Origin of the sequence: Endozoicomonas sp. SESOKO1 (assembly GCF_024606265.1) — a bacterium.
Classification (GTDB): domain Bacteria; phylum Pseudomonadota; class Gammaproteobacteria; order Pseudomonadales; family Endozoicomonadaceae; genus Endozoicomonas.
In genome coordinates, this window is sequence record NZ_JAHHPP010000162.1 from 12,590 (window position 1) to 34,043 (window position 21,454).

A 21,454-nucleotide genomic window follows, 5' to 3' on the forward strand; every position below is an offset into this window, starting at 1 on the left:
ATGGAAAAATAATTTCAGGCCGGTGGTTCCGGCCTGAAAGGGCCTTTATAAAAGGCCAAAGCGGAAAATGGTTTTTTCCTGATAGGTTTCACCGGGGTTCAGCCGGGTTGAAGGAAACTCCGGCCTGTTGGGGGAGTCCGGAAAATGCTGGGTCTCCAGACAGAAACCTGCCCGCATACCATATTGGCTGCCACCCCGTGCAGGCTCACCTGCCAGATAGTTGCCGGTATAGAACTGCACTCCCGGTTGAGTGGTAAGCACTTCCAGGGTACGACCACTGTCTGGTTCTTCTACCCGGGCGACAGGTGTCAGAGAGCGATCATTCCCCCTCTCCGTCCAGATAACCCAGTTATGATCGTATCCCCTGGCCTGCTTCAGCTGAACAAAGTCCTGGGTGATATCCTGACCAATAGGCTTCATGGTGGTGAAATCCATGGGGGTGTTAATGACTGACTCAATCTCACCGTAGGGAATGGACGTTTCATCCGTTGGGGTGAACTGGCGGCAGTGCAGCTGCAGCCGGTGGCTCAGACAGTCGTCACTGCCATTAAGGTTGAAATAAGTGTGGTTGGTCAGATTAACCACGGTGGGGGCGTCCGTCGTTGCCCGATACTCAATAGCCAGCTCATTCTGGTTATTCAAGGTGTAGATCACATTGACACTCAATTTGCCGGGGTAACCCTCTTCACCATCTTCTGAGTCATAGTCAAGGGACAGTGTGCATATGTCGTCTCTGGTAAAAGACTCTGCCCGCCACAGGTGATGATCAAATCCAACCTTGCCACCATGCAGGTGATTCGGTGCATTGTTGCAGGCCAGCTGAAACGGTTCACCCTCAAGTTCAAATTCTCCCCTGGCGATACGGTTGGCATAACGGCCAACAATGGCACCAAGATAAGCACTCGACCGCTCGTAATCCGCCACCGAATCACAGCCCAGGGTAACTTCGCCCATATTGCCTGCTTTATCCGGAACACGAATGCTCTGGATAATACCACCCATGGTCAGGATGGTGACTTCCATGCCTTGCTGGTTACAGAGCCGGAAGGCATACACCGGTTTACCGGAGCGAGTGGCTCCAAACACTTCCTGAAAAATCTTCATAAATACGCCATTGCCCTGGAAAACAAATCGCCAACTTTCATAGTCAAACTTTCATAGAAAGCGAAGTGAGGTCTGAGGAGTGTTCACATGGCAAATTGTGAACATCCTGAGTTAGGTAAAGAAAAATTTACGCAGTCAGCGGTATCACCAAAGATAGCTATAGTATCCGAAGCGTGTATATCAATTCACTGATAGACATCATGGCCGTGGGTATTTTTAGCACATTTATGGCCCGGATTGATGCACCACTGGATAGTGTTGATCCGTCGTGAACAGCGTGATATCGCCACCGATGATCTCCAGCCATTGCGACATCGGTCTCTATGCTCTATAACTATTAGGTCCGGGGGCGATTCGGATTCGACGACGGTATCGAACCCTGAGGTGCATGCCGAGGGCGTAGTGGTTCTCGTTAATCAAAACACTACAAACCTATTAGTTGCCAATGATAGCAACTTTGAAGCTGCAGCACTCGCCGCTTAATCGTACTTAACACTACGAAGCTTCCAGTCTAACCGGCTCGTCTGCTGGCTGGTACTCAGACTGTCATCGTAAGCAGGCTCGCCACGATCAGCAGGTCTCTGGCTGACGGGTTAAAACTGGTGAGAATCGCACTGAAGAACCCCGACCACTGGGTCGCTACGGTGTAAAAACTAAAGGTGGATCTAAGCATGTAGAGCCGAAGGCTGAGAGCTGGCGGACGCGGGTTCAAATCCCGCCGCCTCCACCAACCACCAAATCTGACTCAGGCCGCCACAGGCAGAGTCAGGCAGTTTAAAGGGCGTAAATTCAACAGTTTACGCACTTTTTCTTTTTTGGGGCTACCCTGCCCAGTCTGCTTAGAAAAGCCCCTTAAACGCCCCCTACTGCCCCTCAAACGCCCCTCAGAATTGAAAGAGCCAGCCCAGAAAACCAGAAATTGATATTGATATAGCCGGGAAGCCACAAAAGTGTGACTCGGTATAGATATTCAGATATGCCCAGGCATCAACCCGAATCACTTGGGAATTTTTGTTTCTGATGAAGAACTCGCATTACACGAATATCTGTACCATCCACCCAGTATGAAACAATCATGGATACTTCCGGAATGATCAGCAATCTGCCATGGATGCCTTCACGCTGAACCCCCATAAGCGGTTGCTCTAATAAGTTTTCAACTTTCGCTTCAATGATCAGATCAGCCTTTTCTGCGGCTTCAGGATTGAAATCATATAGAAACTCAAAGATCTTTTCCCGATCATTCAGAGACTCTTCTTCCCATAAAATCATTGATGGCTGCCTCTGTTGCGAATTTTTGCTTTGCGCTTAGCCATCTCGTCTTTGGCTTTATCGTGTTCAACAAAATCCGCTGATCCGGAGTCCAATTTCTCAAATGCCTGGTTGACTTGCCGGGTTAGCCATTGATCGTGGGAGGATAACTTACGCTGTTGCTCAGCTAGCTGCTCAGTGAATTCCCGACATGCATCACTTAAGGTACGCCCCTGACTTTCAGTCATTTTTTGAGCCAGGCGTTTTGTTTCCTCATCAACTCGAAATTGTATTCTTGTTTCCATTATTGTCTCCTTATTGTTGTGAGTACAAATGTTAGTACAGTATAGGGCTGCTCACAAAAAAACGATAGTGAATACCGACGTTGCCGGAGGATTTGGAGGATGATTGAGAAGAAGTTGATAGTGCATAGTTTAGCCGATAGTCTGTGATTTCCGAATAGGTCAACATGCCTGAAAGGCTTGTTATTGTTGACTTTGATCAATTGAGCGGGAATTGCTGTTGGTTTAGAGTATCACCCTTGTTCTACTGTTATTTATTTAAAGATCATGTCTATCAAAAATAAGCTACATGTTTTTATTGTTATTTCAGTGTTTTTTATTTGCGGCGTTGCTGTAGGACATTACAAAATATTGCCTTTTGACTTTCTGCAACCAGTTAAATCTAAAGAAACTTTATCAATAAAAGAGCCATTTTCAAGCTCTGAAAGATTCAAAACACATGAGATATTATTTTCTCAGTTGATTGATAATTATGATGTTGTTTTCTTGGGAGATAGTATTACTAACTCAGGTCGATGGTCTGAACTATTCCCTGATCATACGGTGGCAAATCGAGGTATACCGGGTGATACATCTGAAGGTATCTCAAAAAGGCTTGATAATATCATCAGATTAAACCCGAAGACTGTTTTCCTTATGTTCGGGATTAACGACATAAGCAGAGGTGAAGAAGTGGATTCAATTTTTGAGAACTATCAGAAAATTGTTTCTACCCTGGAGAAAAATAAAATCAATGTTGTTATACAATCAACTCTTTTGAGTGATAGAGATAATTGGAACATTAAGGTTAATGCGCTCAATGAAAAACTATTATCATTAGCCATGAAATCTAATATACCTTACGTGGATATAAATAAATCAATCAGTCCTACTGGAGAGTTAACCAAAGAGGTTTCCCATGATGGAATACACTTGAGACCAGCCTCTTATCTGAAATGGAGAGATGCGATCAAAAAAACACAAGGTCTTGAGGATTTCTGAAAGGCATAAAAGGCTTCCTGTCGGCAAGTCATTTTACCGGTGGATTTTTATCTGTCAGTCAGGATATGGCGAACTGAAACCAGTGAGAACCGGAAATATACGGCTTTTAAAATGGTTGGAGTTTAGGAAGTTCGATTGGTATTAAGTAGCCGGATAAAAAGCTTCTTTCAGAATCAGGATCAGCTTATCGGCTTCCTCTTGACAGAGTCTGTAATACTGACTGAAAAAAAAGCCCCGACAGTGAAGTACCGGGGCTTTGTCGTGTGAAGGTTAGTTACAGGTGGGTTTCAGCATAAGCTGCCAGTGGTGACCTTGGTACACCCTGAAGCTGCATTGAACCTCCATGGGGGAAATGCTTCAGGCGCTCAGTCATATAGGTTAACCCGGAGCTGGTGGCTGCCAGATAAGGTGTATCGATCTGGGCCAGGTTGCCAAGGCAGATAACTTTACTGCCGACACCGGCGCGGGTGATGATGGTTTTGATCTGGTGGGGAGTGAGATTCTGACACTCATCAATGATGATCAGACTCTGCTGGAAACTCCGGCCACGGATGTAGTTCAGGGATTTGAAATGCAGCGGTACCCGGTCGAGTATGTACTCCACACTGCTGTTGGTGGACTCGTCATCATTGTGCAGCGCTTCCAGGTTATCGGTGATGGCGCCCAGCCAGGGTTCCATCTTTTCTGCCTCGGTACCTGGCAGGAAGCCAATATCTTCATCCAGCCCGCGGGTTGAGCGTGTGGCAATAATTCTCCGGTACTGTTTGGTGGCAATGGTCATTTCAATGGCGGCTGCCAGGGCCAGAATTGTCTTACCGGAACCGGCGGCGCCATTGAGATTAACCAGGTGTACATCCGGGTCGAGAAGGAGGTTCAGGGCCATGGCCTGGTTGATGTTCAGTGGTCTCAACCCCCAGGCTTCCTGATGCATCAGGTTTTCTCTGCTGTAGTGTTGAAGACTCACATGGTCGTCTGATAGATCAATGACTTTTGCGATAAACCCCTGGTCGTCTAAAAGGAACTTGTTGAGATACAACTCTTCTGCAAACTCACTCTTATTCAGGGTATGAATGGTTTTACCGTCAAGTTGCAAGGTTTTTACTTCGTTTACCCGGTCCCAGAAGTTGCCTTCATAATGGATATAACCCTTGGTCAGTAAGCCTATATCACTGACCAGTTGGTCACTGTGATAGTCTTCGGTGAGAATCCCGCAGCCCCTGGCTTTGAGGCGCATATTAATGTCTTTGGTTACCAGTATGAACTGCCGGTCCGGATGGGCTTTCTGATACTGGCAGATGTCGTTAATTATCTGGTTATCGTTATTGCTGCCGGGGAGTGTGGTAATTTTGTCGTCGGCATGACTCATCATGATGGAGAGCGTGCCGGATGTTTTATTGATGTGACTTCTCTGGATGGGAACTCCCTGCTCTATCTGTGCAGGTGTGGCTGTACCGAGGATGTTATCAATCAGTCGTATGGCCTGACGGCAGTCAGCGGCGATGGTTTGTTTGCCGTTCTTGAGTTTGTCCAGTTCTTCCAGAACGGTGATGGGAATCAGTACCTGATGTTCTTCAAAGTTGAGGATGGAGTTAGGGTCGTGAATCAGGACGTTACTGTCCAGTATGTAGGTGGTTGTTATGGGTGAGTTTTCTGGCCTGGTTTCCAGGGCATGTCCCATAGGCAGCTCCCTTGTCTGTTTTTGGGTTACTCATAGTTGATTCTTATCGAAAAGAGGTAATCCGGCAAGGCTAAATTTCGATGAAGAATAAAAAAAATTTTTGTCCTCCTAAAGGGTTTAAGTTGATGTGTTTTACTTTTATGCTTGAAAGGATATATCGTAATTTTTTATAAAAATTTTACTGTTTTTTTGTTTGATATTTCTTTTAATTATTACTGTTCTATCCCGTGTCGGCAGGCGAATCAATAACGTTCGCCTGCACACCCGGCTTAATGGCGCTTACTGCCCCGGGGATCAACAAGAAGTTGTTCTGGTGGGTAGTCTTTCTTCAGTTTGTCGCCCAGCAGCGCTTCAAGATCAGGAATAAGGAACGAGTCATCTTCACAGGCAAAACTGATACTGGTTCCGCTAGCGCCTGCTCTTCCCGTTCTGCCAATCCTGTGGACGTAGTCATCAGGGTCTTCAGGCAGGTTGTAGTTGATGACATGGCTGATTCCGTCAATGTGGATTCCCCGGCCGGCAACATCGGTAGCCACCAGTACTGAAATTTTTCCAGAGCGGAAATTTTCCAGGGTCCTGAGGCGCTTGTTCTGGGGAACTTCTCCAGAGATCTGGTCTGCCTTGATCCCAATCTTTTGCAGCTTTTCGGTCAGTTTTCGGGTTTGATCCCTGCGATTAGTGAAAACAATGACTTTGTCCAGCTGATGATGGTTAATCAGGTTTACCAGCAGGGGAAACTTCTGCTCCGAGGAGAGAATATAAACCTTTTGTTCCACCGTGTCCGTGGCAACACTGTCAGGCTCAATTTCAACTTTTACCGGGTTCCAGGTCCACTGTTCTCCAAGCCTTAATACATCATCCGTGAATGTTGCCGAGAATAGCAGCGTTTGCCGGTCTCCCGGTCTTGGCGTCATGCGGATAATGCGTCGTACCTGCGGGATAAAACCCATGTCCAGCATGCGGTCCGCTTCGTCGATAACCATGACTTCAATCAGGTCCAGAAACAGGTCTTTACGCTCACAGTAGTCCAGCAGGCGCCCGGGCGTGGCAACAAGAATATCCACATAATTTTCGCCGATACGTTTACGCTGTTTCTCATAATCCATACCACCCACAACGGTGACAACGTGCAGGGGAAGGTATTGGGTCAGGGCTTCAGCGTCCTTGCCGATCTGTAAAGCCAGCTCCCGTGTCGGGGCGATAATGACAGCACGAGGCTCGCCCAGATAGCGCGTATCGGGTGCCGGGGTCTCAATCAGCTGCTTGATGGTACTGATCAGAAATGCTGCCGTTTTTCCGGTTCCCGTCTGAGCCTTGCCAATAGCATCCCTTCCCGCCAGCGTGCTGCCCAGCACTTCGGCTTGAATAGGTGTGCAGTACTTGAAGCCCTGGTCTGCAATTGCATGCATCAGCTCACTGGGCAGCTCAAAATCATGAAAGCGGGTCTTTTCGGGGTCAGGAGCTACCTGAAACTGGTCAATACTCCAATTTTCCTGTGCCGGAACAGGGTGGCCTGACTTTCGGCTGTTTGTTTGCTTCGGACGCTTTGATGATTTGCCCTGGGCGTTGTTTCTGGAACGTGAAGCCTGTTTTTGGCTACCAGAAAACTCTTTCTTCCCTTTATCCGGGGAAGCTTCTTTGCTTGCACTTCTTTTCTTAAAAAAACCTAGAAAACCACTCAATGCCTTAATCTCGTTCCTTTCAGTCCTGAACAATGGCTTTACCTATTGGCAGCCGGGTGAGCCAGCTATTAAGGATACATTCTTTATCCTGGTCGTCGCAGAGATGGGCGAGGAAGAAGTTAGCTGGTTATACCATTTCCACTTGACATATGGGCGTGGATACGGAATGGAGTGAAGGCACCCTGGAGACTTTTCAGGACCTTCACGGTAAATGACAGGGCGTATTATCGCGCCGATTTAATGGACAAATCAAACGAACTGTACTGATTAGCTTGATTCATTGAAGATTCATGCAAGCAGAGTCTTCCCGCCAGGCAAAACTAAGCCCCCTGGTGGTAACTGTGAACTGGCTGAACAGCCCCCCCCGGGGAGCTTAACAGTAACAGTGACTGGTCAATCGTCCCCGAACTTTTCCCGCCCGTCAGATAGATCATCCCCGGCTTTTTTGCTCAGCCAGAGCTGTTCCGGCTTGCCTTTTTTGGTAACTTTTCTTTTTTTCCTTTCAAGCCACTGCTTGTTCAGAACCAGTATCAATGCAGGGTCAGGCACCGGTCTTACCGGATGTTGCTTGAACAACGCAGCGAAAAAACTGGCCTCTTCAGCAAAATTCTGGTTTTTTTCCACAACAGACTCTGCTTTCACAGGATCTGGCATGCAGCGATTACCGATAAAGTTAGATATTGGACAAAAACTCATAATTGTCACCCATCAACTGTCTGAAAGTTAAATAATAGGTAGATATGCCGTGTTTGGAAGTTAGACATTGGTGGCAGGCGCTGGCATGGGAGTGGGGAGTTTTTTTTGTTATTTCAATCCGTTGTTTTATCAAACCTGAAATAAAAGGCACTCTTCAGTGAGGTAGTGAGCGCCCTTTACCCTGTTACCCTGTCGTTAGTTATCTCAGCGGTTATCTCAGTTCTGCCACTATTTCCTTACTGAAGGACTTTTCACAGTAGTGACACTTCAACTGGATATCATCACTTTTCTGGCGCAGGTAGAAATAGCTTTCAACCGGTTCATTATGAGTAATGCAGTTAGAGTTGGGGCAGGCGAATGCAGCTCTCAGCGTTGTCGGAATGGCCATGGTGAACTTATCCACCACCCGGTAATCATCAATCACGTTGATGGTTGCGTTGGGTGCGAACAGTGCCAGTTCATTGGCCTCCTGTTCGGTAAACATCCGTCCTTCGACTTTTATAATGTCTTTGAAGCCCAGGGCCTTACTGGGTAAATTAAAGCCTACCGTAATGCGCGCTTCACTGTTCAGCAAATGAAGACGGTCGAGTATTTTTACACCCTGTCCAGCGGGAATATGGTCGATGACCGTGCCCTGGCAGATGGCTTCAACCTGAAGTTTGTTATTCATCGATCATTCCTCACATCTTGCCATCAAAGGATTCATTGAGAATCAGGGCCAGCAGTGCCTGACGGGCAAATACCCCGTTCCGGGCCTGTTCGAAGTAATAGGCATGGGGGGTTTTATCGACTTCTACGGCTATCTCATCAACCCTTGGCAGAGGGTGCAGTACTTTCAGGTGCGCAGGTGCTGCTTTCAGGGTTTCATTGGTCAGCACATAGTTTGAGGCAATGTGCTTATACTCGGTTTCATCAAATCGCTCTTTCTGAACCCGGGTCATATAGATGATATCCGTATCGGCAACCACTTCTTCTATGCTTGCCGCCCGACGCCACTGGATGCCTTTTTCGTCCAGTTCCTGCAGGATGTAGTCCGGCATTGCCAGCGCATCCGGGGCAATAAAGTTAAATTCTGCGCTAAAGTGGGTCAGGGCCTGGGCCAGTGAGTGTACCGTCCTGCCATATTTCAGGTCGCCGACAAAGGTGACTTTCAGGTTATCCAGCCGGCCCTGGCACTCCCGAATGCTGAACAGGTCAAGCAGGGTCTGGGTAGGGTGCTGGTTGGCGCCGTCACCGCCATTGATCACGGGTGCGCTGGAGAATTCCGAGGCCAGCCGGGCAGCACCCTCCTGAGGGTGGCGCATCACCACCGCATCGGTATAGGAACTGATGATTTTGATGGAATCAGCGAGGGTTTCCCCTTTTTTGGCAGAGGTGTTGCCACCGTCGGCAAAGCCAATCAGGGTTCCTCCCAATCTTTGAACGGCCGTTTCAAACGAGAGGCGTGTACGGGTGGATGCCTCAAAAAAGCAGCTGGCAATTACTTTGCCATGCAGTAGACCGGGACGTGGCGTTTGTTTGAGTTCAGCAGCCACTTCAAGAATCTGTTCCATATCTTCCCGGGTAAGGTCGGCTATGGAGATAATGTTCCTGTTAAAGAACCTGTTTCCCATGGGGGTAATACCTGTCGCCTTTGGTCATATTTAAGTCAAAAAAAAGCCCCTGGATTAAGGGGCATCTTTTTAAAATACAGTTAAAAGTGGTTAAACCAGCACCAGTGATAAGAATCCTGCTTTTTCTTTTGATTAACTGACGGTTCATGTGCAATGTCATCAAAACCCTGCATTGGTCAAATAGTCAGCTTTTCCGATGGGCAAAAGCAGTCTGGTTGGCAAATTGTTCGGTATTTTACACTTCAACTGTCGTTGGTCAAGCGATTTCAGATTGTTGCTCACAGGCTGGTCGACATGACCAGCCACCGGCCGGTCATGTCCCGATAATGCTCTTGCCTGTGGCATTGTTTCACCAGGGGAGATCAAACTGCAAATGTGCCTCAAATGCTCTTAAAACAGACTCTTTTGAGTGTAATATCCAGGTGCTGGTGACATAGTTATAAGCAGTGTCCAGCCAGCTATCCTGATGGTTCATCTGGTAGATATGTCGTATATGGGATTCAAGCCCGCTGGATGGTATCTTCATCCCGGCAACAACTACTTTGTTCGGCGGCAGTTTCCAACGGGAGTATCTGCTAAGCGGGTTATAGTCCTGTCCATAAAGAAGGCTGCCTTCAACATAGGAATGATGAATTCTGGCCAACCTGCTTTCGGAAATACCTTCCAGCCAACTTGGGTGAATACCGTAGCTGTTGAAAATGTAGGCTTGATCAATGGATTCGGATATTGACATGACGGCCTGGGCAACAGCCCCGCTGAAGGAATAACCGGTTATTTCCAATGAATGGTCCGGATATATACCTTTAAGGGCATCAGCGAGGTCGGTAATGTCCTGCAGGTGTTGTACGGCAAGAGAGCAGGCAGGGCTGGCGGGGGGAGTGGGTTTTGATTGAGTAACCAGGCACTGGAGAGCGTCATCGGCTTTTTCACCGGAAAGGGCAAGTACGATCTTGCTCTCTTTATGGGCACCAGATGAAGGATCTTCTGTCAGTTTAAAAATCCTGACCCTTATATTCGAATCCGGGATAGTGATTTGACCGATTATCTGGTCGCTGCTCTGGCCAGATGGCCGGGGTTGCTCGCGGGTGGCAATAAAGTGGGGCTGCCATGTTTCCGGAATGGCTTGCGGATCAGCCACCAGCTGGAAATTTCTGGAGCTGAGGTATGACAGCCTGAAAATAGTAAATATCTGCTTTTCCGGATCTTCCGATGTCAGAATCGCATCCATTTCGGATAAATAACTCATCAAGGCATAAGGGTAGCGCTCCAATAGCAGTTCAGCCGTAGCGCTGTAATCTGCGGTTCTTCTTTTTTGGGGGGGCAGTTGATCTTTTTCCTGTGGCTCAGGCGTTTGGTCAGGCTCTATGTCTGAATGGATTTGCATTTCATCTGGGATGGGCGTCCATTCAACGTCTTTTTCAGACGCCAGTGACGTGGTGTCTGCAAGGGAGCACAAACTGAGGGTAAATAGCAGCAAGGGGGCCGTAATTAACAGGCGTGCAGAGTTACAAGGCATGGGTTTTCCTGATCACTATCGAAGGCTTATAAGTTATGACCAGAAAAAGAGGCTAACGTTCAAATTTACCAGTGTGGGGAATTAATCAAATTGCTTCGCTCATTAATGAGCGTGAAACAACAGGCTTATGAGCTGCGTTGTTTCATTTTGCACCCGCCCGGAATTTCAATGGTCATGTCACTGTTGGGCTGGCAGCAGCAGGTCAGTATTTTTCCTTCAGGAATAAAGGCAATGGGGTCCGTTGTGTAGGAGACTTCACCAGCAACAAGGGTTACCTGGCAGCTACCACAGAACCCCTCACGGCATTGATAGTCAATGCTGACGTTTTCCTGCTCAAGGGCTTCCAGAAGCGTCAGCTCTTTGCGGGGAATAAAGCTGAAGCCTTCAAGAATTTTAACAATATGAGCCATGGTGTTTCGCCTGTATCAGCCAGGCCTGAAACAGGACTGGCCATGGGACGTTGGGTATTGAAACTGCCTAAACTTTTTTTAACATTTTTTTAAAAAGGGACTTACAACGAGAAGTTACTGAAATCTTCAGACTGCACCTCGCTGTCTATTTGTCCAACCAGATAGGAACTGACCTCTACCTCCTGAGGGGCAACCTGAACGTTATCGCTGTTAAGCCAGCTGTTCATCCAGGGGAGCGGGTTCTGTTTGATGGCAAACGCTGGTTCAAAGCCAACGGCAACCATCCGCTGGTTGGTGATGTATTCAACGTACTGGCCCAGAATGTCCCGGTTCAGGCCAATCATGGAGCCGTCACGGAACAGGTAGTCTGCCCAGTCTTTTTCCTGTTCTGCCGCGTCGATAAAGATCTGTCTGGCCTGGTCTTTCAGCTCGCGGGCAATCACTGCCATTTCCGGGTCATCCTGGCCGTCAGCCAGCAATTGCAGGATATGCTGGGTGCCGGTCAGGTGGAGCGCTTCATCACGGGCGATCAATTTGATGATTTTGGCATTGCCTTCCATTGAGGAGCGCTCGGCAAAGGCAAAGCTGCAGGCAAAGCTGACGTAAAAACGGATCGCTTCCAGCACATTCACAGACACCACGGTGAGGTAGAGCCTGCGCTTCAGGTCGGTAATGCTGATGTTGATTTCTTCCCCGTTAACGGTGTGTTTTCCTTCACCCAGCTGGTGGTAAAGGCTGACACCTTCGATCAGGGCGTCATAGTAGCGGGTGATATCCCTGGCGCGTTTGGTAATCGCTTCATTCGTCACGATATCGTCAAAGATATGGGCCGGTTCGGTGACGATATTGCGGATAATATGGGTATAGGACCGGGAGTGAATGGTTTCACTGAAGGCCCAGGTTTCGATCCAGGTTTCCAGTTCCGGCAGGGAAACAATGGGTAGCAGGGCAACATTAGGTGAACGACCCTGCACTGAGTCCAGAAGGGTCTGGTATTTCAGGTTGCTGAGAAAGATGTGTCTTTCATGATCGGGAAGCGCAGCAAAGTCACGACGGTCCGTTGAAAGGTCCACCTCCTCAGGGCGCCAGAAAAATGAGAGCTGCTTTTCGATCAGCTTCTCAAAAATCGGATATTTCTGGACGTCATAACGGGATACATTGACATTACGGCCAAAGAACATGGGTTCCTGAGTAGCATTGAAGTGTTCCCGGTTAAATGTGGTGTATGTCATTGTTTGATTTGCCCCAATTCAGTGGTTTCCGCGCATGGTTTTCTGGCCGGCTTGACAGCCCGGGCAAGAGTGAAGTGAACCGCGGTTTTTATCTATAAGCATTTACGCTAAAGGCCTTATAAGCTCAAGGCCTTTGCACTTGATAAATAGCGGCTGTTCGCCTTGATCAACATTTCTGGCACTCGGTAAGTCACGAGATGGAAATGTTCATCAGATCTTGCAGGCACCGCCTGCGCAGCCATCATCCATATCATTCTGAGCGTCAGCGGCACCATCACGGGTATTGTGGTAGTACAGGGTTTTTACGCCCAGTTTGTAAGCGGTCAGCAGATCTTTCAGCAGCAGCTTCATCGGTACTTTGCCGCCTTCAAAGAGGGCCGGGTCATAGTTGGTATTGGCGGAGATCGTCTGGTCGACAAATTTCTGCATGATGGCAACCAGTTGCAGGTATCCATCATTGTTCGGGATGTTCCAAAGTAGTTCATAACGATCCTGAAGCTCGACAAAGTCAGGAACAACCTGCTTGAGAATGCCGTCTTTACTGGCTTTAACGCTGACATAGCCTCTGGGAGGCTCAATACCATTAGTGGCATTACTGATCTGGGATGAAGTCTCCGATGGCATCAATGCGGTCAGGGTTGAGTTGCGCAGGCCGAAGGATTTAATCTCCTTACGCAAACTTTCCCAGTCAAGGTGCAAGGACTCTTCACAAACCGTATCAAGGTCACGCTTGTAGGTATCGATAGGCAATATACCCTTGGCATACGTGGTCTCATTGAACTTGGAGCAGGTGCCTTTCTCTCTGGCCAGCTGGTTTGACGCTTTCAACAGGTAGTACTGAATGGCCTCAAAGGTGCGGTGGGTCAGGCCGTTGGCAGAGCCATCGGAATAACGAACATTGTTTTTGGCCAGGTAATTGGCGAAATTGATGACCCCGACACCCAGGGGACGTCGTCCCATTGTTGAGTTATAGGCCGCAGGAACCGGGTAGTCCTGATAGTCCAGCAGGCTATCGAGTGCACGCACAATCAGTTCAGATAATTCTTCCAGCTCTTCAAGATCGTTCAGGGCACCCAGGTTAAAGGCGGCCAGGGTACACAGGGCAATTTCGCCCTCTTCGTCATGGACATGGTTCAGGGGTTTGGTGGGCAGGGCAATTTCCAGACACAGGTTGCTCTGACGGACCGGAGCCACTGCCGGGTCAAATGGGCTGTGGGTATTGCAGTGATCGACGTTTTGCAGGTAGATCCGCCCGGTACTGGCCCGCTCGGAAGCGAACAGTGAAAAAAGCTCGATCGCCTTCAGCGTGGTTTTGCGGATGCTGCTGTCCTGTTCATATTGCTTATAGAGCCTTTCAAACGCTTCCTGATCGGCAAAGAACGCATCATAAAGCCCCGGCACATCGCTGGGGGAAAAAAGGGTGATATTGCCGCCTTCGATCAGGCGCTGATACATCAGCCTGTTAAACTGCACGCCATAGTCCAGGTGGCGAACGCGGTTATCATCAACCCCCCGGTTGTTTTTCAGAACCAGCAGGTTTTCAACTTCCAGGTGCCAGATCGGGTAGAAGAGGGTTGCTGCACCACCGCGAACGCCCCCTTGAGAGCACGACTTCACCGCCGTCTGGAAGTGCTTGTAGAAAGGAATACAGCCGGTATGGAAGGCTTCTCCTCCGCGGATCGGGCTGCCCAGGGCGCGAATATTGCCTGCATTGATACCGATGCCCGCACGCTGGCTGACGTATTTAACGATGGCGCTGGAGGTGGCATTAATGGAGTCCAGTGAGTCGCCGCACTCAATCAGCACGCAAGAGCTGAACTGACGGGTAGGGGTGCGTACCCCGGACATGATCGGAGTGGGCAAAGAGAGCCTGAAGGTGGACACCGCATGGTAGAAACGCTCAATGAAATCCAGGCGAGTCTCTTTCGGGTATTGCGCAAACAGGCAGGCACCAATGAGCATGTAGAGAATCTGGGGGCTTTCATAGTACTCGCCGGTTACCCGGTTCTGCACCAGGTATTTGCCCTCAAGTTGCTTGACCGCCGCATAGCTGAAGTTCATATCCCGGCTGTGATCAATAAAGCTTTCCATCTGATCAAATTCAGCCTCACTGTAGTCCATCACCAGGTGCTGGTCATACTTCTTCATCTCCACCAGTTTGACCACATGGCGAAATAGTCTGGGCGGTTCAAACTGGCCGTAGGCCTTTTTGCGCAGGTGGAAAATGGCCAGGCGTGCAGCCAGGTACTGATAGTCCGGAGCCTGGGCTGAAATCAGGTCGGCAGCGGATTTGATCAGTGTTTCATGGATATCCGTGGTCTTGATGCCGTCGTAGAACTGTATATGAGACTTAAGTTCAACTTCGGAAACGGAGACGTTATCCAGGCCTTCTGCAGCCCAGGTAATTACTTTGTGGATCTTTTCAAGATCCAGCTGTTCCTTGTCTCCGTCACGTTTGGTGACCAGGATATTTTTGTTCATTCAACCCTTACCTGTGTATTCAATGAAAATGCTCTGAGATGAAAGCGCTGCTTTAGATGACGTTGCAGTGCGCTTCGTGCCTCGGTTGGTCCGTCAGCAGGCAGCATCTGCCTCCCGTACTGTCCATACAACCGCAACGCCACTATCCATCACTGCCTTTAAGCCAACCGCTTTGCACTGCAGTGGTCGTGATGAATATGAGTCTGTCCGGGATAATGCCGGGGAATACCTGGTGAACCAGATTCCCGCCTCTGCGAGACAGGCTGCAGTGTCGGCGCCACAGGGCCGTGCAGCTGAAAACCTGCGTGTGCATTCTTCCCTGATCACCGTCCGCTCTTCCGTTGTACGCTGCTGCCAACAGTTAATCCGCTGTTCTTCCTGAATGTTGTCTGAGGCATTTCCAGTATGCTGTACTTTTTCAGGCAATTTCAGGCAATGCGTTACTCAGCAGCGAGGGGGACCCTATGAGGGATACCATATATTGTGTAGCAACCGTTTATATACACAAGATAATGCGCAGTCGGGAGAAATTCAAGCCGGTAAAACAGGGGGGGGGGTTGTGGATAAGCTGTGGGTTTCTTTCCGTGTTGGTGTCTGCTAACTCCCGGGTAACTTTTTCAGACAGAACGAAAAATTTGCAAGATCAAGCGGAGATTTTGTCAAAATAAAAAAATTCTGAGTCCGGTTCTGATAAAAAAATAATGAATGTTATGGATTCCGGACGCTGACTCAGAAATGTTTGGGCCTGCTCTTGTTCCGGGGAGGACGTTCGACCGTCGGTAGTGTAACATCTACGGCCCGTACAGGATCAGATTGCCAGCGAAGTACTGCATTTTTGCCGCTTTGCACTACCGCAATGGCTTCAGTACTTTCAGTAATTTGTCTGTTAAACCCTGGGGTGTAAAACAATGGCTTTGGATAACGCAGAAACGGGTCGCATCCTGATTGTTGAGGATGATGAGCGTCTGGCAACCCTGACCCGTGAGTATCTTGAAAATAATGGCCTTCAGGTATCGGTTGAAGGTGATGGTGGTAAGGCCGTTGAGCGTATTTTGAGTGAGCGCCCCGACCTGGTGGTACTGGATCTGATGTTGCCGGGAGAAGATGGGGTTTCCATTTGCCGACGGGTGCGAGGCCAGTATCATGGCCAAATACTGATGTTGACCGCCAGGACCGATGACCTTGATGAAGTACTGGGGCTGGAAATGGGCGCGGATGATTATGTTGCCAAACCGGTTCGCCCAAGAGTACTGCTTGCCCGAATAAGAGCCCTGCTGAGAAGGGGCACGGCACCCGTAGAAGACGAGCCGCAAGCGCAGACTAGCCTGCGCTTTGGCGCCCTGGTCGTCGATAATTCCATGCGCGAGGCCTGGCTGGATGACAAGAGCGTCGACCTCACCAGTGCTGAGTTTGACTTGCTCTGGCTGCTTTGCTCGAATGCTGGCCGGGTGCTGAGCCGGGAAGAGATTTTTGCCCAGTTGAGAGGGATTGAATACGACGGCCAGGATCGTTCCATCGATGTCAGGGTTTCACGAATTCGTCCCAAAATTGGCGACGACCCCATGCACCCTCGTCTGATCAAGACGGTGCGCAGTAAAGGCTATCTCTTCGTGAAGAGCATGTGAACAATGAGTCAGCTGCTGGCATAACGTCATGAGTAGTATTTTTCTTCGCATCTATGGCGGCCTGTTGTTTTCCCTGGTTCTGGTCTCCGTGCTTTCCGGTATTGTCGTCACCATTGTTAATGGTGTGCGACTGGCTGAGTACCGGGAAGATATGGCCCGGGGTACCTTCCGCCTTGTCTCTGAAGTACTGGCAGCAATGCCTGAGGCGCAGCGGCAGAAGTGGCTGGGAGAGTGGGGCCATAAACTGTCGATTCCTTTTTCAATGTTGCCTCTGGAGCGATCAGACTTCACGCCTGAAGAAATTGAGCAGCTCTCCCTGGGGGGCATAGATGTTCAGATGCTGACCGAAAAGTCAGCGGTTATTACCGCATTAATTGATGATCGGTGGTTGTTGCAGGGGCGTGTGGCTGAGATATCAGAGCAAATGGCCAGTGGTACCATTGTTTTTCTCAGACACCTGCTTGGCCACTACACTCCGGATGAGCGAGCTGCAGTATTGGCAAAGCGATCCGGGGAGTCGCTGAGTTTTCCTGTGTCCATTGTCCAATACCCGGGTACGTCTTTAACGCCTCTGCAAAACACCCAGTTGCAGCAGGGCAGTATTGTTACTGTTTTGAACATAAGAGAAGAATCGCTCCAGCTCTATGCCCAGATGACGGACAGTGATCAGATACTCCATCTTGGCCCATTGAAATTACTGAACCCTTATCCGTTTAAACTGATCCTGACCCTGGGGCTTTTTGTCTTGATCTCTCTGAGCCTGGCGATCTATATCCTGGTCAGGGGCATGGAGAAGCGGCTGCGCAAACTGGAAAGAGCGGCTACCCGCTTTAGCCGTGGGGACTTTGAGGTACGGGTTAATGTTGGGGGGGCGGATTCGATTGGTCGACTTGCCATGGCATTTAACGCCATGGCCGACCATATTCAACGTCTGCTGAGTCTGCAGAAAGAGATGATCCGTGGCGTGTCCCATGAACTAAGGACACCTGTTGCAAGGTTGCGTTTTGGCCTGGATCTGATTGCTGATGCGAGAACACAGGAAGAGCGCGAGGCTCAGCTGGAGGGCATGGATCAGGATATCCAGGAGCTGGATCATCTGGTTGATGAGTTTCTGACCTATGCCAACCTGGAACAGGGAACCCCGACCCTCCGTTTGAAACGTCATGATGTCGATAAAGTGGTGGCACAGGTAGTTGGCGAGCATCTCAGGTTACAGAACCGGGTTGAGATAGAGCATATTCCCTGCAATGTCCTGAACCCCAGGCGTTTTGTAGAAATTGATCGCCGCTATATTCATCGGGCTATACAGAATCTGGTGGGCAATGCCTGCCGATACGCTGACAGCAAAGTTCAGGTGCGATTTTCATCCACCCAGGATACCTGCCGTATCGATGTGGATGACGATGGTGCCGGGATTCCCGAAGAGCAATGGGAGAGGGTATTTTCTGCTTTCTCCAGACTGGATGACAGCAGAACGCGCAAATCAGGAGGCTATGGCCTGGGGCTCTCAATCGTCCGGCGCATTATGTACTGGCATGGGGGGCGGGCGCTGGTCAGCCACAGTCCCCTGGGAGGAGCCCGGTTCAGCCTGGTCTGGCCCAGAAAGCAGAGGCATTAAATAATCGGAGGGGGCAGGGGACGCTTCCTCGGGCATTTCAAGAATAAATTGAAAAATATCAAGAAAGTCCTCCTGGATTCCTTCCTCTTTGAGAATATGGAAGGCAACATTCTGTGTTGAGAAACCGGGTTTCAGGGCATAATCGTAGTGCAGACGGCCTTCACTGTTGATCTCAGCGCTGACATGAAGATTTTGAAACCTGTCCGGGAACTGACCGGCCAGTGACGTCAGCCTGGCGTAGTGGGTAGATGAAATACTGATCGTTCCGGGTAAATCGCCAATTGCCTTTATATAGGCCAGTGCACCGATCTCCCCTTCTTTTGGGCTGGTATTGCTGAAAATTTCATCCAGAAAGGCAATGCTGAACTGGCCAGTCTTCAAGGTGCGTAATGTCTGTAGCAGCTTGATCGCCCGTTTTGATTCTGCGCTGAAACTGGAAACGCCGGTAATCATTTCCGGTTCAATGACCGTGTGGGTGTGGATGAACGAAAAAGGTGTCAGTTTAAAGGATTCAGCCGGGGAGATGCCCAGTGTCTGTGCCATGATGACGTTAAGCGCTGCAGCATTCATGGCATTGGACTTTCCGGCTGCATTTGGGCCTGTGATAATGATATTAGCTGGTGGTGTATCGTGGCTGGCGGCAAGGTCACTGGCAACAGCAATGGCAGGGGAGAGTAAGGGGTTCCAGAAGCCCAGAAGCTCGATACCCGGCTGCCCGGATATTTCATATTGTGCAAAGCATAATGGATTCTTTTCCCGGTAAGAAGATGACCTCAGTAGCTTGGCAATGGTCAGCCAGGCATCGATCTCGCCCGTGGCCTGCATAATCCTGATCAGTGGGATGTGGTTTCGGCGAAGCAGCATAAGGCTTTTTTTGTAGCGCCCCATATTGGTTGACAGATAGGAGTAGGCGTCGGGTGTTTTCTCAGGCGCATCTTTTAACAGTGCTGCTATTTCCTGAACCTGGGTGGAATTTCGAAACTTCAGGAAGCCACTGTAATGGACCAGAATATCCTCGAGAACAGGGTGATATTGAGCCAGTCGTTTTAGTTCTTTCGCACTTTCCAGCGCTCTTCCGGGTCTTCGGCTGCGCTCCATGATAAACGTGTAAGCGGCCCGATTATCCTCAAAGAGCCGGTATGATTGATAAATGGCGATCATTTGCAGTACGACAAAGCTTCCGAGGGTAAAAATTTTCACCGGTGGTGGAAGCCCCTGAAAGTGCTGGTGCATTTCGGCAATGACCAGGTTCATGTTGGCTGGCAGGTTTATTACTGAATTGAGAAGCCCCTGGATAATGCCATATTGAGCGTCAAATTTTCCAAGAAGTGTGGATCCGATCAGGCCAATGGGAACATTCAATGCACTCATAACACTAATGGTGTCGTTTAATCGGCGGGCAATTTCTTCACAGGAGGCATCTGAGGTGAGCCCCGGGATGTAGGTCTGGAAATCAATCTCATCAAAATGGGGGCTGTTCACCACATCCGAAGGATCGAGCAGGGCTATGAGTCCATCTTCATCCGCTGCATAACGGATAAGTTGCTCCTCTATCTGAAAGATGACTTTAGGGTTATCTAACAGGTATTGAAGCGCTCTCTGGCGTTTTTGCAGGATTTCTACATCCGCAATGGGGGATATCAGCAGGTTTGCCAACATGATTTCACCAGTGACTGTGATTGGTGAGCCTAAATTGCTGAGCAGGCTATGCTCGGGATTTTGTAGGGTTCCACTGAGAATATGCAGGTCTTTAACGGCATGATGGGTTATTATCCCATTGCCTGTCTTATGGACTCGGGAAAAGTTTTGCAAAAGAATGCTTCGTCTTTCTCCCGGGGACAGGAGAATTTCCGGTAACTCCTGTTTCTGGTTACGAGAGTTCATGGCATTCTTGTACTTATCTACGGAGTGGATTTTTGATAAGTGATCATGTATCAGCTGATAGGTATTGGTGATTTCCATGCCGCCTGTAGTATCAAGGCTTGCTGTCATCGTCGTGAAGAATAGAAAAATTAAATAATGATTGGCTATTGATGCCTTTTGGTCTTTTCGAAAGACAGTTTTTATTTTCTTTCTGTTAACAGGGTAACTATTACATAAAATTGGCACGAGAAACTCTTGACAAATCTTGACAAAACAGCCACCGGAAGTGCTTTGGTTCTTTGAAGAACATTATCATAATAAATTAAAAGGTAGACCAAATAGCCGGTGTTCCTGGTAAATATTTGGTGTTTAATGACCTGTTCATAACGCGGGTAAAAAAAGTATATGATTCACTCAATTTCGTATTATTGATTATCGCTGATTAATTGTACTGGTATAAAAAATACCACGCGGAAGTTGGGTGTCTGGAATAATTATCAATGATTTGAATTTGCCCCAAAATATAAATGAGATTCAGGAAGCCAGTCATTGACAACTTAATAGATTTGAGCATTATAGATTGAAGCATTGTGCTGTCGACTTGAATCGTGGCAGTACTTTTTTTGCCGGTTTTCCGCCAGTTCCAGAAGTTGTAATCCTGCAGTGGTAAAGCAACGTGGTCGGGATTTATACGGGTAAACACTTCCATCCCAAAACGATGCTCAAGTTCCTCCTGCTTCTGGTTGCACAGGGCTGACTAGAATGGAATATAAAAGACTATAGTCTTCTACCAGGCGGCCACTTTGGTGATTGGCTTTCAGTATTTTAAGGTAACGTAACTCAAGATCCGGCTTCTGCACTGTCATTATTTGCCTTTCTCCTGAAGTCAGTTCATAAGACTATCATTTTTCTTCACTTTTTATCAGGAGCATGAGTTTGATCCTAGGAGCCTGACCGAGAATAGCGCCCGTAGCGAGGATGGCAGCAAATTGAGGATAAAAATTTCGTTTTGTGAGGTGAATAGCGGGGCTATTTGCCGAACAAAACGGACTTTTTAGACCAATTTGCTGCCACCGCAGTAGGGCAGTCTATTCTCGGACAGGCTCATAGCACCATGGCGAGGATAGAACCTGGGGGCTGCCCGGGAATATCTGATATGAATGGTTTTCAGGGGCATGCAGTTAACCTGCCCGCCCCGCTGGACTCAAACCCATGCGCTCTCTTTCTTGCGAATCTTCAACATCGGCAGGAACAATCCAAGAAGAACCCCCAGTAATATCGTACCACCACCAATAAGAAACCAGTGCAGTTTATCATCCCTAACCAGCTGATGATTTTCTGCCTGCAGCACCTGCAACTGGTTTTCAGCCGTTCGTTTTCCTCAACCAGCTGTTGGTTACGG

At 48.7% G+C, this 21,454-nt stretch carries 18 protein-coding genes and 1 other RNA gene; 5 read left to right on the forward strand and 14 right to left on the reverse strand.

Annotated elements, in window-relative coordinates; all coding sequences use genetic code 11:
- Positions 1 to 45 precede the first annotated feature (45 nt).
- Positions 46 to 1,104 carry an aldose epimerase family protein gene (locus tag KDK13_RS07915; RefSeq protein ID WP_257284437.1) on the reverse strand — a complete coding sequence of 353 codons (1,059 nt, stop codon included), beginning with the start codon at positions 1,102 to 1,104 and terminating at the stop codon, positions 46 to 48.
- 345 nt (positions 1,105 to 1,449) lie between these two features.
- Between KDK13_RS07915 and ssrA the strand changes: the two genes are divergently transcribed.
- Positions 1,450 to 1,834, forward strand: a transfer-messenger RNA (tmRNA) gene (gene ssrA / locus KDK13_RS07920).
- A gap of 257 nt (positions 1,835 to 2,091) precedes the next feature.
- Here ssrA and KDK13_RS07925 read toward each other — a convergent pair.
- Complete coding sequence (locus KDK13_RS07925) at positions 2,092 to 2,376, reverse strand: type II toxin-antitoxin system RelE/ParE family toxin (RefSeq protein WP_257284438.1); 285 nt, start codon at positions 2,374 to 2,376, stop codon at positions 2,092 to 2,094.
- On the reverse strand, positions 2,373 to 2,660 hold the full coding sequence (locus KDK13_RS07930) for a type II toxin-antitoxin system RelB/DinJ family antitoxin (protein ID WP_257284439.1): 288 nt from the start codon (positions 2,658 to 2,660) through the stop codon (positions 2,373 to 2,375). Before KDK13_RS07930 ends, KDK13_RS07925 begins: the two co-directional genes overlap by 4 nt.
- A 264-nt stretch (positions 2,661 to 2,924) precedes the next feature.
- Here KDK13_RS07930 and KDK13_RS07935 point away from each other — a divergent pair, with 264 nt between their 5' ends.
- Positions 2,925 to 3,638: a GDSL-type esterase/lipase family protein gene (locus tag KDK13_RS07935; protein WP_257284440.1), complete on the forward strand. Its 714-nt coding sequence runs from the start codon at positions 2,925 to 2,927 to the stop codon at positions 3,636 to 3,638.
- A 274-nt stretch (positions 3,639 to 3,912) separates the two neighbouring features.
- Here the strand turns inward: KDK13_RS07935 and KDK13_RS07940 are convergent, their stop codons facing one another.
- From KDK13_RS07940 to nrdA, 9 genes are all read right to left on the reverse strand, one after another.
- A complete protein-coding gene (locus tag KDK13_RS07940) occupies positions 3,913 to 5,316 on the reverse strand; it encodes a PhoH family protein (protein WP_257284441.1) in 1,404 nt (467 codons plus the stop codon).
- Positions 5,317 to 5,585: 269 nt separating this feature from the next.
- Positions 5,586 to 6,998, reverse strand: coding sequence for an ATP-dependent RNA helicase RhlB (gene rhlB / locus KDK13_RS07945; RefSeq protein ID WP_257284442.1), 1,413 nt, complete (start codon positions 6,996 to 6,998; stop codon positions 5,586 to 5,588).
- A 393-nt stretch (positions 6,999 to 7,391) separates the two neighbouring features.
- Complete coding sequence (locus KDK13_RS07950) at positions 7,392 to 7,652, reverse strand: hypothetical protein (protein WP_257284443.1); 261 nt, start codon at positions 7,650 to 7,652, stop codon at positions 7,392 to 7,394.
- Positions 7,653 to 7,905: 253 nt separating this feature from the next.
- Entirely contained in the window at positions 7,906 to 8,364 is a 459-nt protein-coding gene (gene pyrI, locus KDK13_RS07955; RefSeq protein WP_257284444.1) for an aspartate carbamoyltransferase regulatory subunit, read from the reverse strand.
- 10 nt (positions 8,365 to 8,374) lie between these two features.
- On the reverse strand, positions 8,375 to 9,307 hold the full coding sequence (gene pyrB, locus KDK13_RS07960) for an aspartate carbamoyltransferase (RefSeq protein WP_257284445.1): 933 nt from the start codon (positions 9,305 to 9,307) through the stop codon (positions 8,375 to 8,377).
- Positions 9,308 to 9,656: 349 nt separating this feature from the next.
- Entirely contained in the window at positions 9,657 to 10,823 is a 1,167-nt protein-coding gene (locus KDK13_RS07965) for a hypothetical protein (protein ID WP_257284446.1), read from the reverse strand.
- A gap of 125 nt (positions 10,824 to 10,948) precedes the next feature.
- On the reverse strand, positions 10,949 to 11,233 hold the full coding sequence (gene yfaE, locus KDK13_RS07970) for a class I ribonucleotide reductase maintenance protein YfaE (protein WP_257284447.1): 285 nt from the start codon (positions 11,231 to 11,233) through the stop codon (positions 10,949 to 10,951).
- Positions 11,234 to 11,334: 101 nt separating this feature from the next.
- Entirely contained in the window at positions 11,335 to 12,465 is a 1,131-nt protein-coding gene (nrdB, locus tag KDK13_RS07975) for a class Ia ribonucleoside-diphosphate reductase subunit beta (RefSeq protein WP_257284448.1), read from the reverse strand.
- A 210-nt stretch (positions 12,466 to 12,675) separates the two neighbouring features.
- Positions 12,676 to 14,946, reverse strand: coding sequence for a class 1a ribonucleoside-diphosphate reductase subunit alpha (nrdA, locus tag KDK13_RS07980; RefSeq protein WP_257284449.1), 2,271 nt, complete (start codon positions 14,944 to 14,946; stop codon positions 12,676 to 12,678).
- Positions 14,947 to 15,022: 76 nt separating this feature from the next.
- On the opposite strand from nrdA, the gene KDK13_RS07985 reads away from it, so the two are divergent.
- The 3 genes from KDK13_RS07985 to KDK13_RS07995 all read left to right on the forward strand — a co-directional run bounded on the left by KDK13_RS07985 (position 15,023) and on the right by KDK13_RS07995 (position 18,189).
- Positions 15,023 to 15,328: a hypothetical protein gene (locus tag KDK13_RS07985; RefSeq protein ID WP_257284450.1), complete on the forward strand. Its 306-nt coding sequence runs from the start codon at positions 15,023 to 15,025 to the stop codon at positions 15,326 to 15,328.
- A gap of 526 nt (positions 15,329 to 15,854) precedes the next feature.
- Positions 15,855 to 16,571: a winged helix-turn-helix domain-containing protein gene (locus KDK13_RS07990; protein ID WP_257284451.1), complete on the forward strand. Its 717-nt coding sequence runs from the start codon at positions 15,855 to 15,857 to the stop codon at positions 16,569 to 16,571.
- 28 nt (positions 16,572 to 16,599) lie between these two features.
- Positions 16,600 to 18,189 carry an ATP-binding protein gene (locus KDK13_RS07995; protein WP_257284452.1) on the forward strand — a complete coding sequence of 530 codons (1,590 nt, stop codon included), beginning with the start codon at positions 16,600 to 16,602 and terminating at the stop codon, positions 18,187 to 18,189.
- Here KDK13_RS07995 and KDK13_RS08000 read toward each other — a convergent pair.
- Complete coding sequence (locus KDK13_RS08000; RefSeq protein ID WP_257284453.1) at positions 18,079 to 20,151, reverse strand: hypothetical protein; 2,073 nt, start codon at positions 20,149 to 20,151, stop codon at positions 18,079 to 18,081. The genes KDK13_RS07995 and KDK13_RS08000 overlap by 111 nt on opposite strands.
- 1,105 nt (positions 20,152 to 21,256) lie before the next feature.
- A complete protein-coding gene (locus KDK13_RS08005; protein WP_257284454.1) occupies positions 21,257 to 21,403 on the reverse strand; it encodes a hypothetical protein in 147 nt (48 codons plus the stop codon).
- Between the last annotated feature and the right edge of the window lie 51 nt (positions 21,404 to 21,454).

Excerpts from the sequence above, each read along its gene's own strand:
- pyrI (WP_257284444.1), bottom strand. The coding sequence starts at position 8,364 with ATGAATAACAAACTTCAGGTTGAAGCCATCTGCCAGGGCACGGTCATC.
- KDK13_RS07990 (WP_257284451.1), top strand. The coding sequence starts at position 15,855 with ATGGCTTTGGATAACGCAGAAACGGGTCGCATCCTGATTGTTGAGGAT.
- KDK13_RS08000 (WP_257284453.1), bottom strand. The coding sequence starts at position 20,151 with ATGGAAATCACCAATACCTATCAGCTGATACATGATCACTTATCAAAA.
- KDK13_RS07950 (WP_257284443.1), bottom strand. The coding sequence starts at position 7,652 with ATGCCAGATCCTGTGAAAGCAGAGTCTGTTGTGGAAAAAAACCAGAAT.
- KDK13_RS07935 (WP_257284440.1), top strand. The coding sequence starts at position 2,925 with ATGTCTATCAAAAATAAGCTACATGTTTTTATTGTTATTTCAGTGTTT.
- KDK13_RS07915 (WP_257284437.1), bottom strand. The coding sequence starts at position 1,104 with ATGAAGATTTTTCAGGAAGTGTTTGGAGCCACTCGCTCCGGTAAACCG.
- yfaE (WP_257284447.1), bottom strand. The coding sequence starts at position 11,233 with ATGGCTCATATTGTTAAAATTCTTGAAGGCTTCAGCTTTATTCCCCGC.
- pyrB (WP_257284445.1), bottom strand. The coding sequence starts at position 9,307 with ATGGGAAACAGGTTCTTTAACAGGAACATTATCTCCATAGCCGACCTT.
- nrdB (WP_257284448.1), bottom strand. The coding sequence starts at position 12,465 with ATGACATACACCACATTTAACCGGGAACACTTCAATGCTACTCAGGAA.
- KDK13_RS07925 (WP_257284438.1), bottom strand. The coding sequence starts at position 2,376 with ATGATTTTATGGGAAGAAGAGTCTCTGAATGATCGGGAAAAGATCTTT.
- KDK13_RS07995 (WP_257284452.1), top strand. The coding sequence starts at position 16,600 with ATGAGTAGTATTTTTCTTCGCATCTATGGCGGCCTGTTGTTTTCCCTG.
- nrdA (WP_257284449.1), bottom strand. The coding sequence starts at position 14,946 with ATGAACAAAAATATCCTGGTCACCAAACGTGACGGAGACAAGGAACAG.
- KDK13_RS07940 (WP_257284441.1), bottom strand. The coding sequence starts at position 5,316 with ATGGGACATGCCCTGGAAACCAGGCCAGAAAACTCACCCATAACAACC.
- KDK13_RS07965 (WP_257284446.1), bottom strand. The coding sequence starts at position 10,823 with ATGCCTTGTAACTCTGCACGCCTGTTAATTACGGCCCCCTTGCTGCTA.
- KDK13_RS07930 (WP_257284439.1), bottom strand. The coding sequence starts at position 2,660 with ATGGAAACAAGAATACAATTTCGAGTTGATGAGGAAACAAAACGCCTG.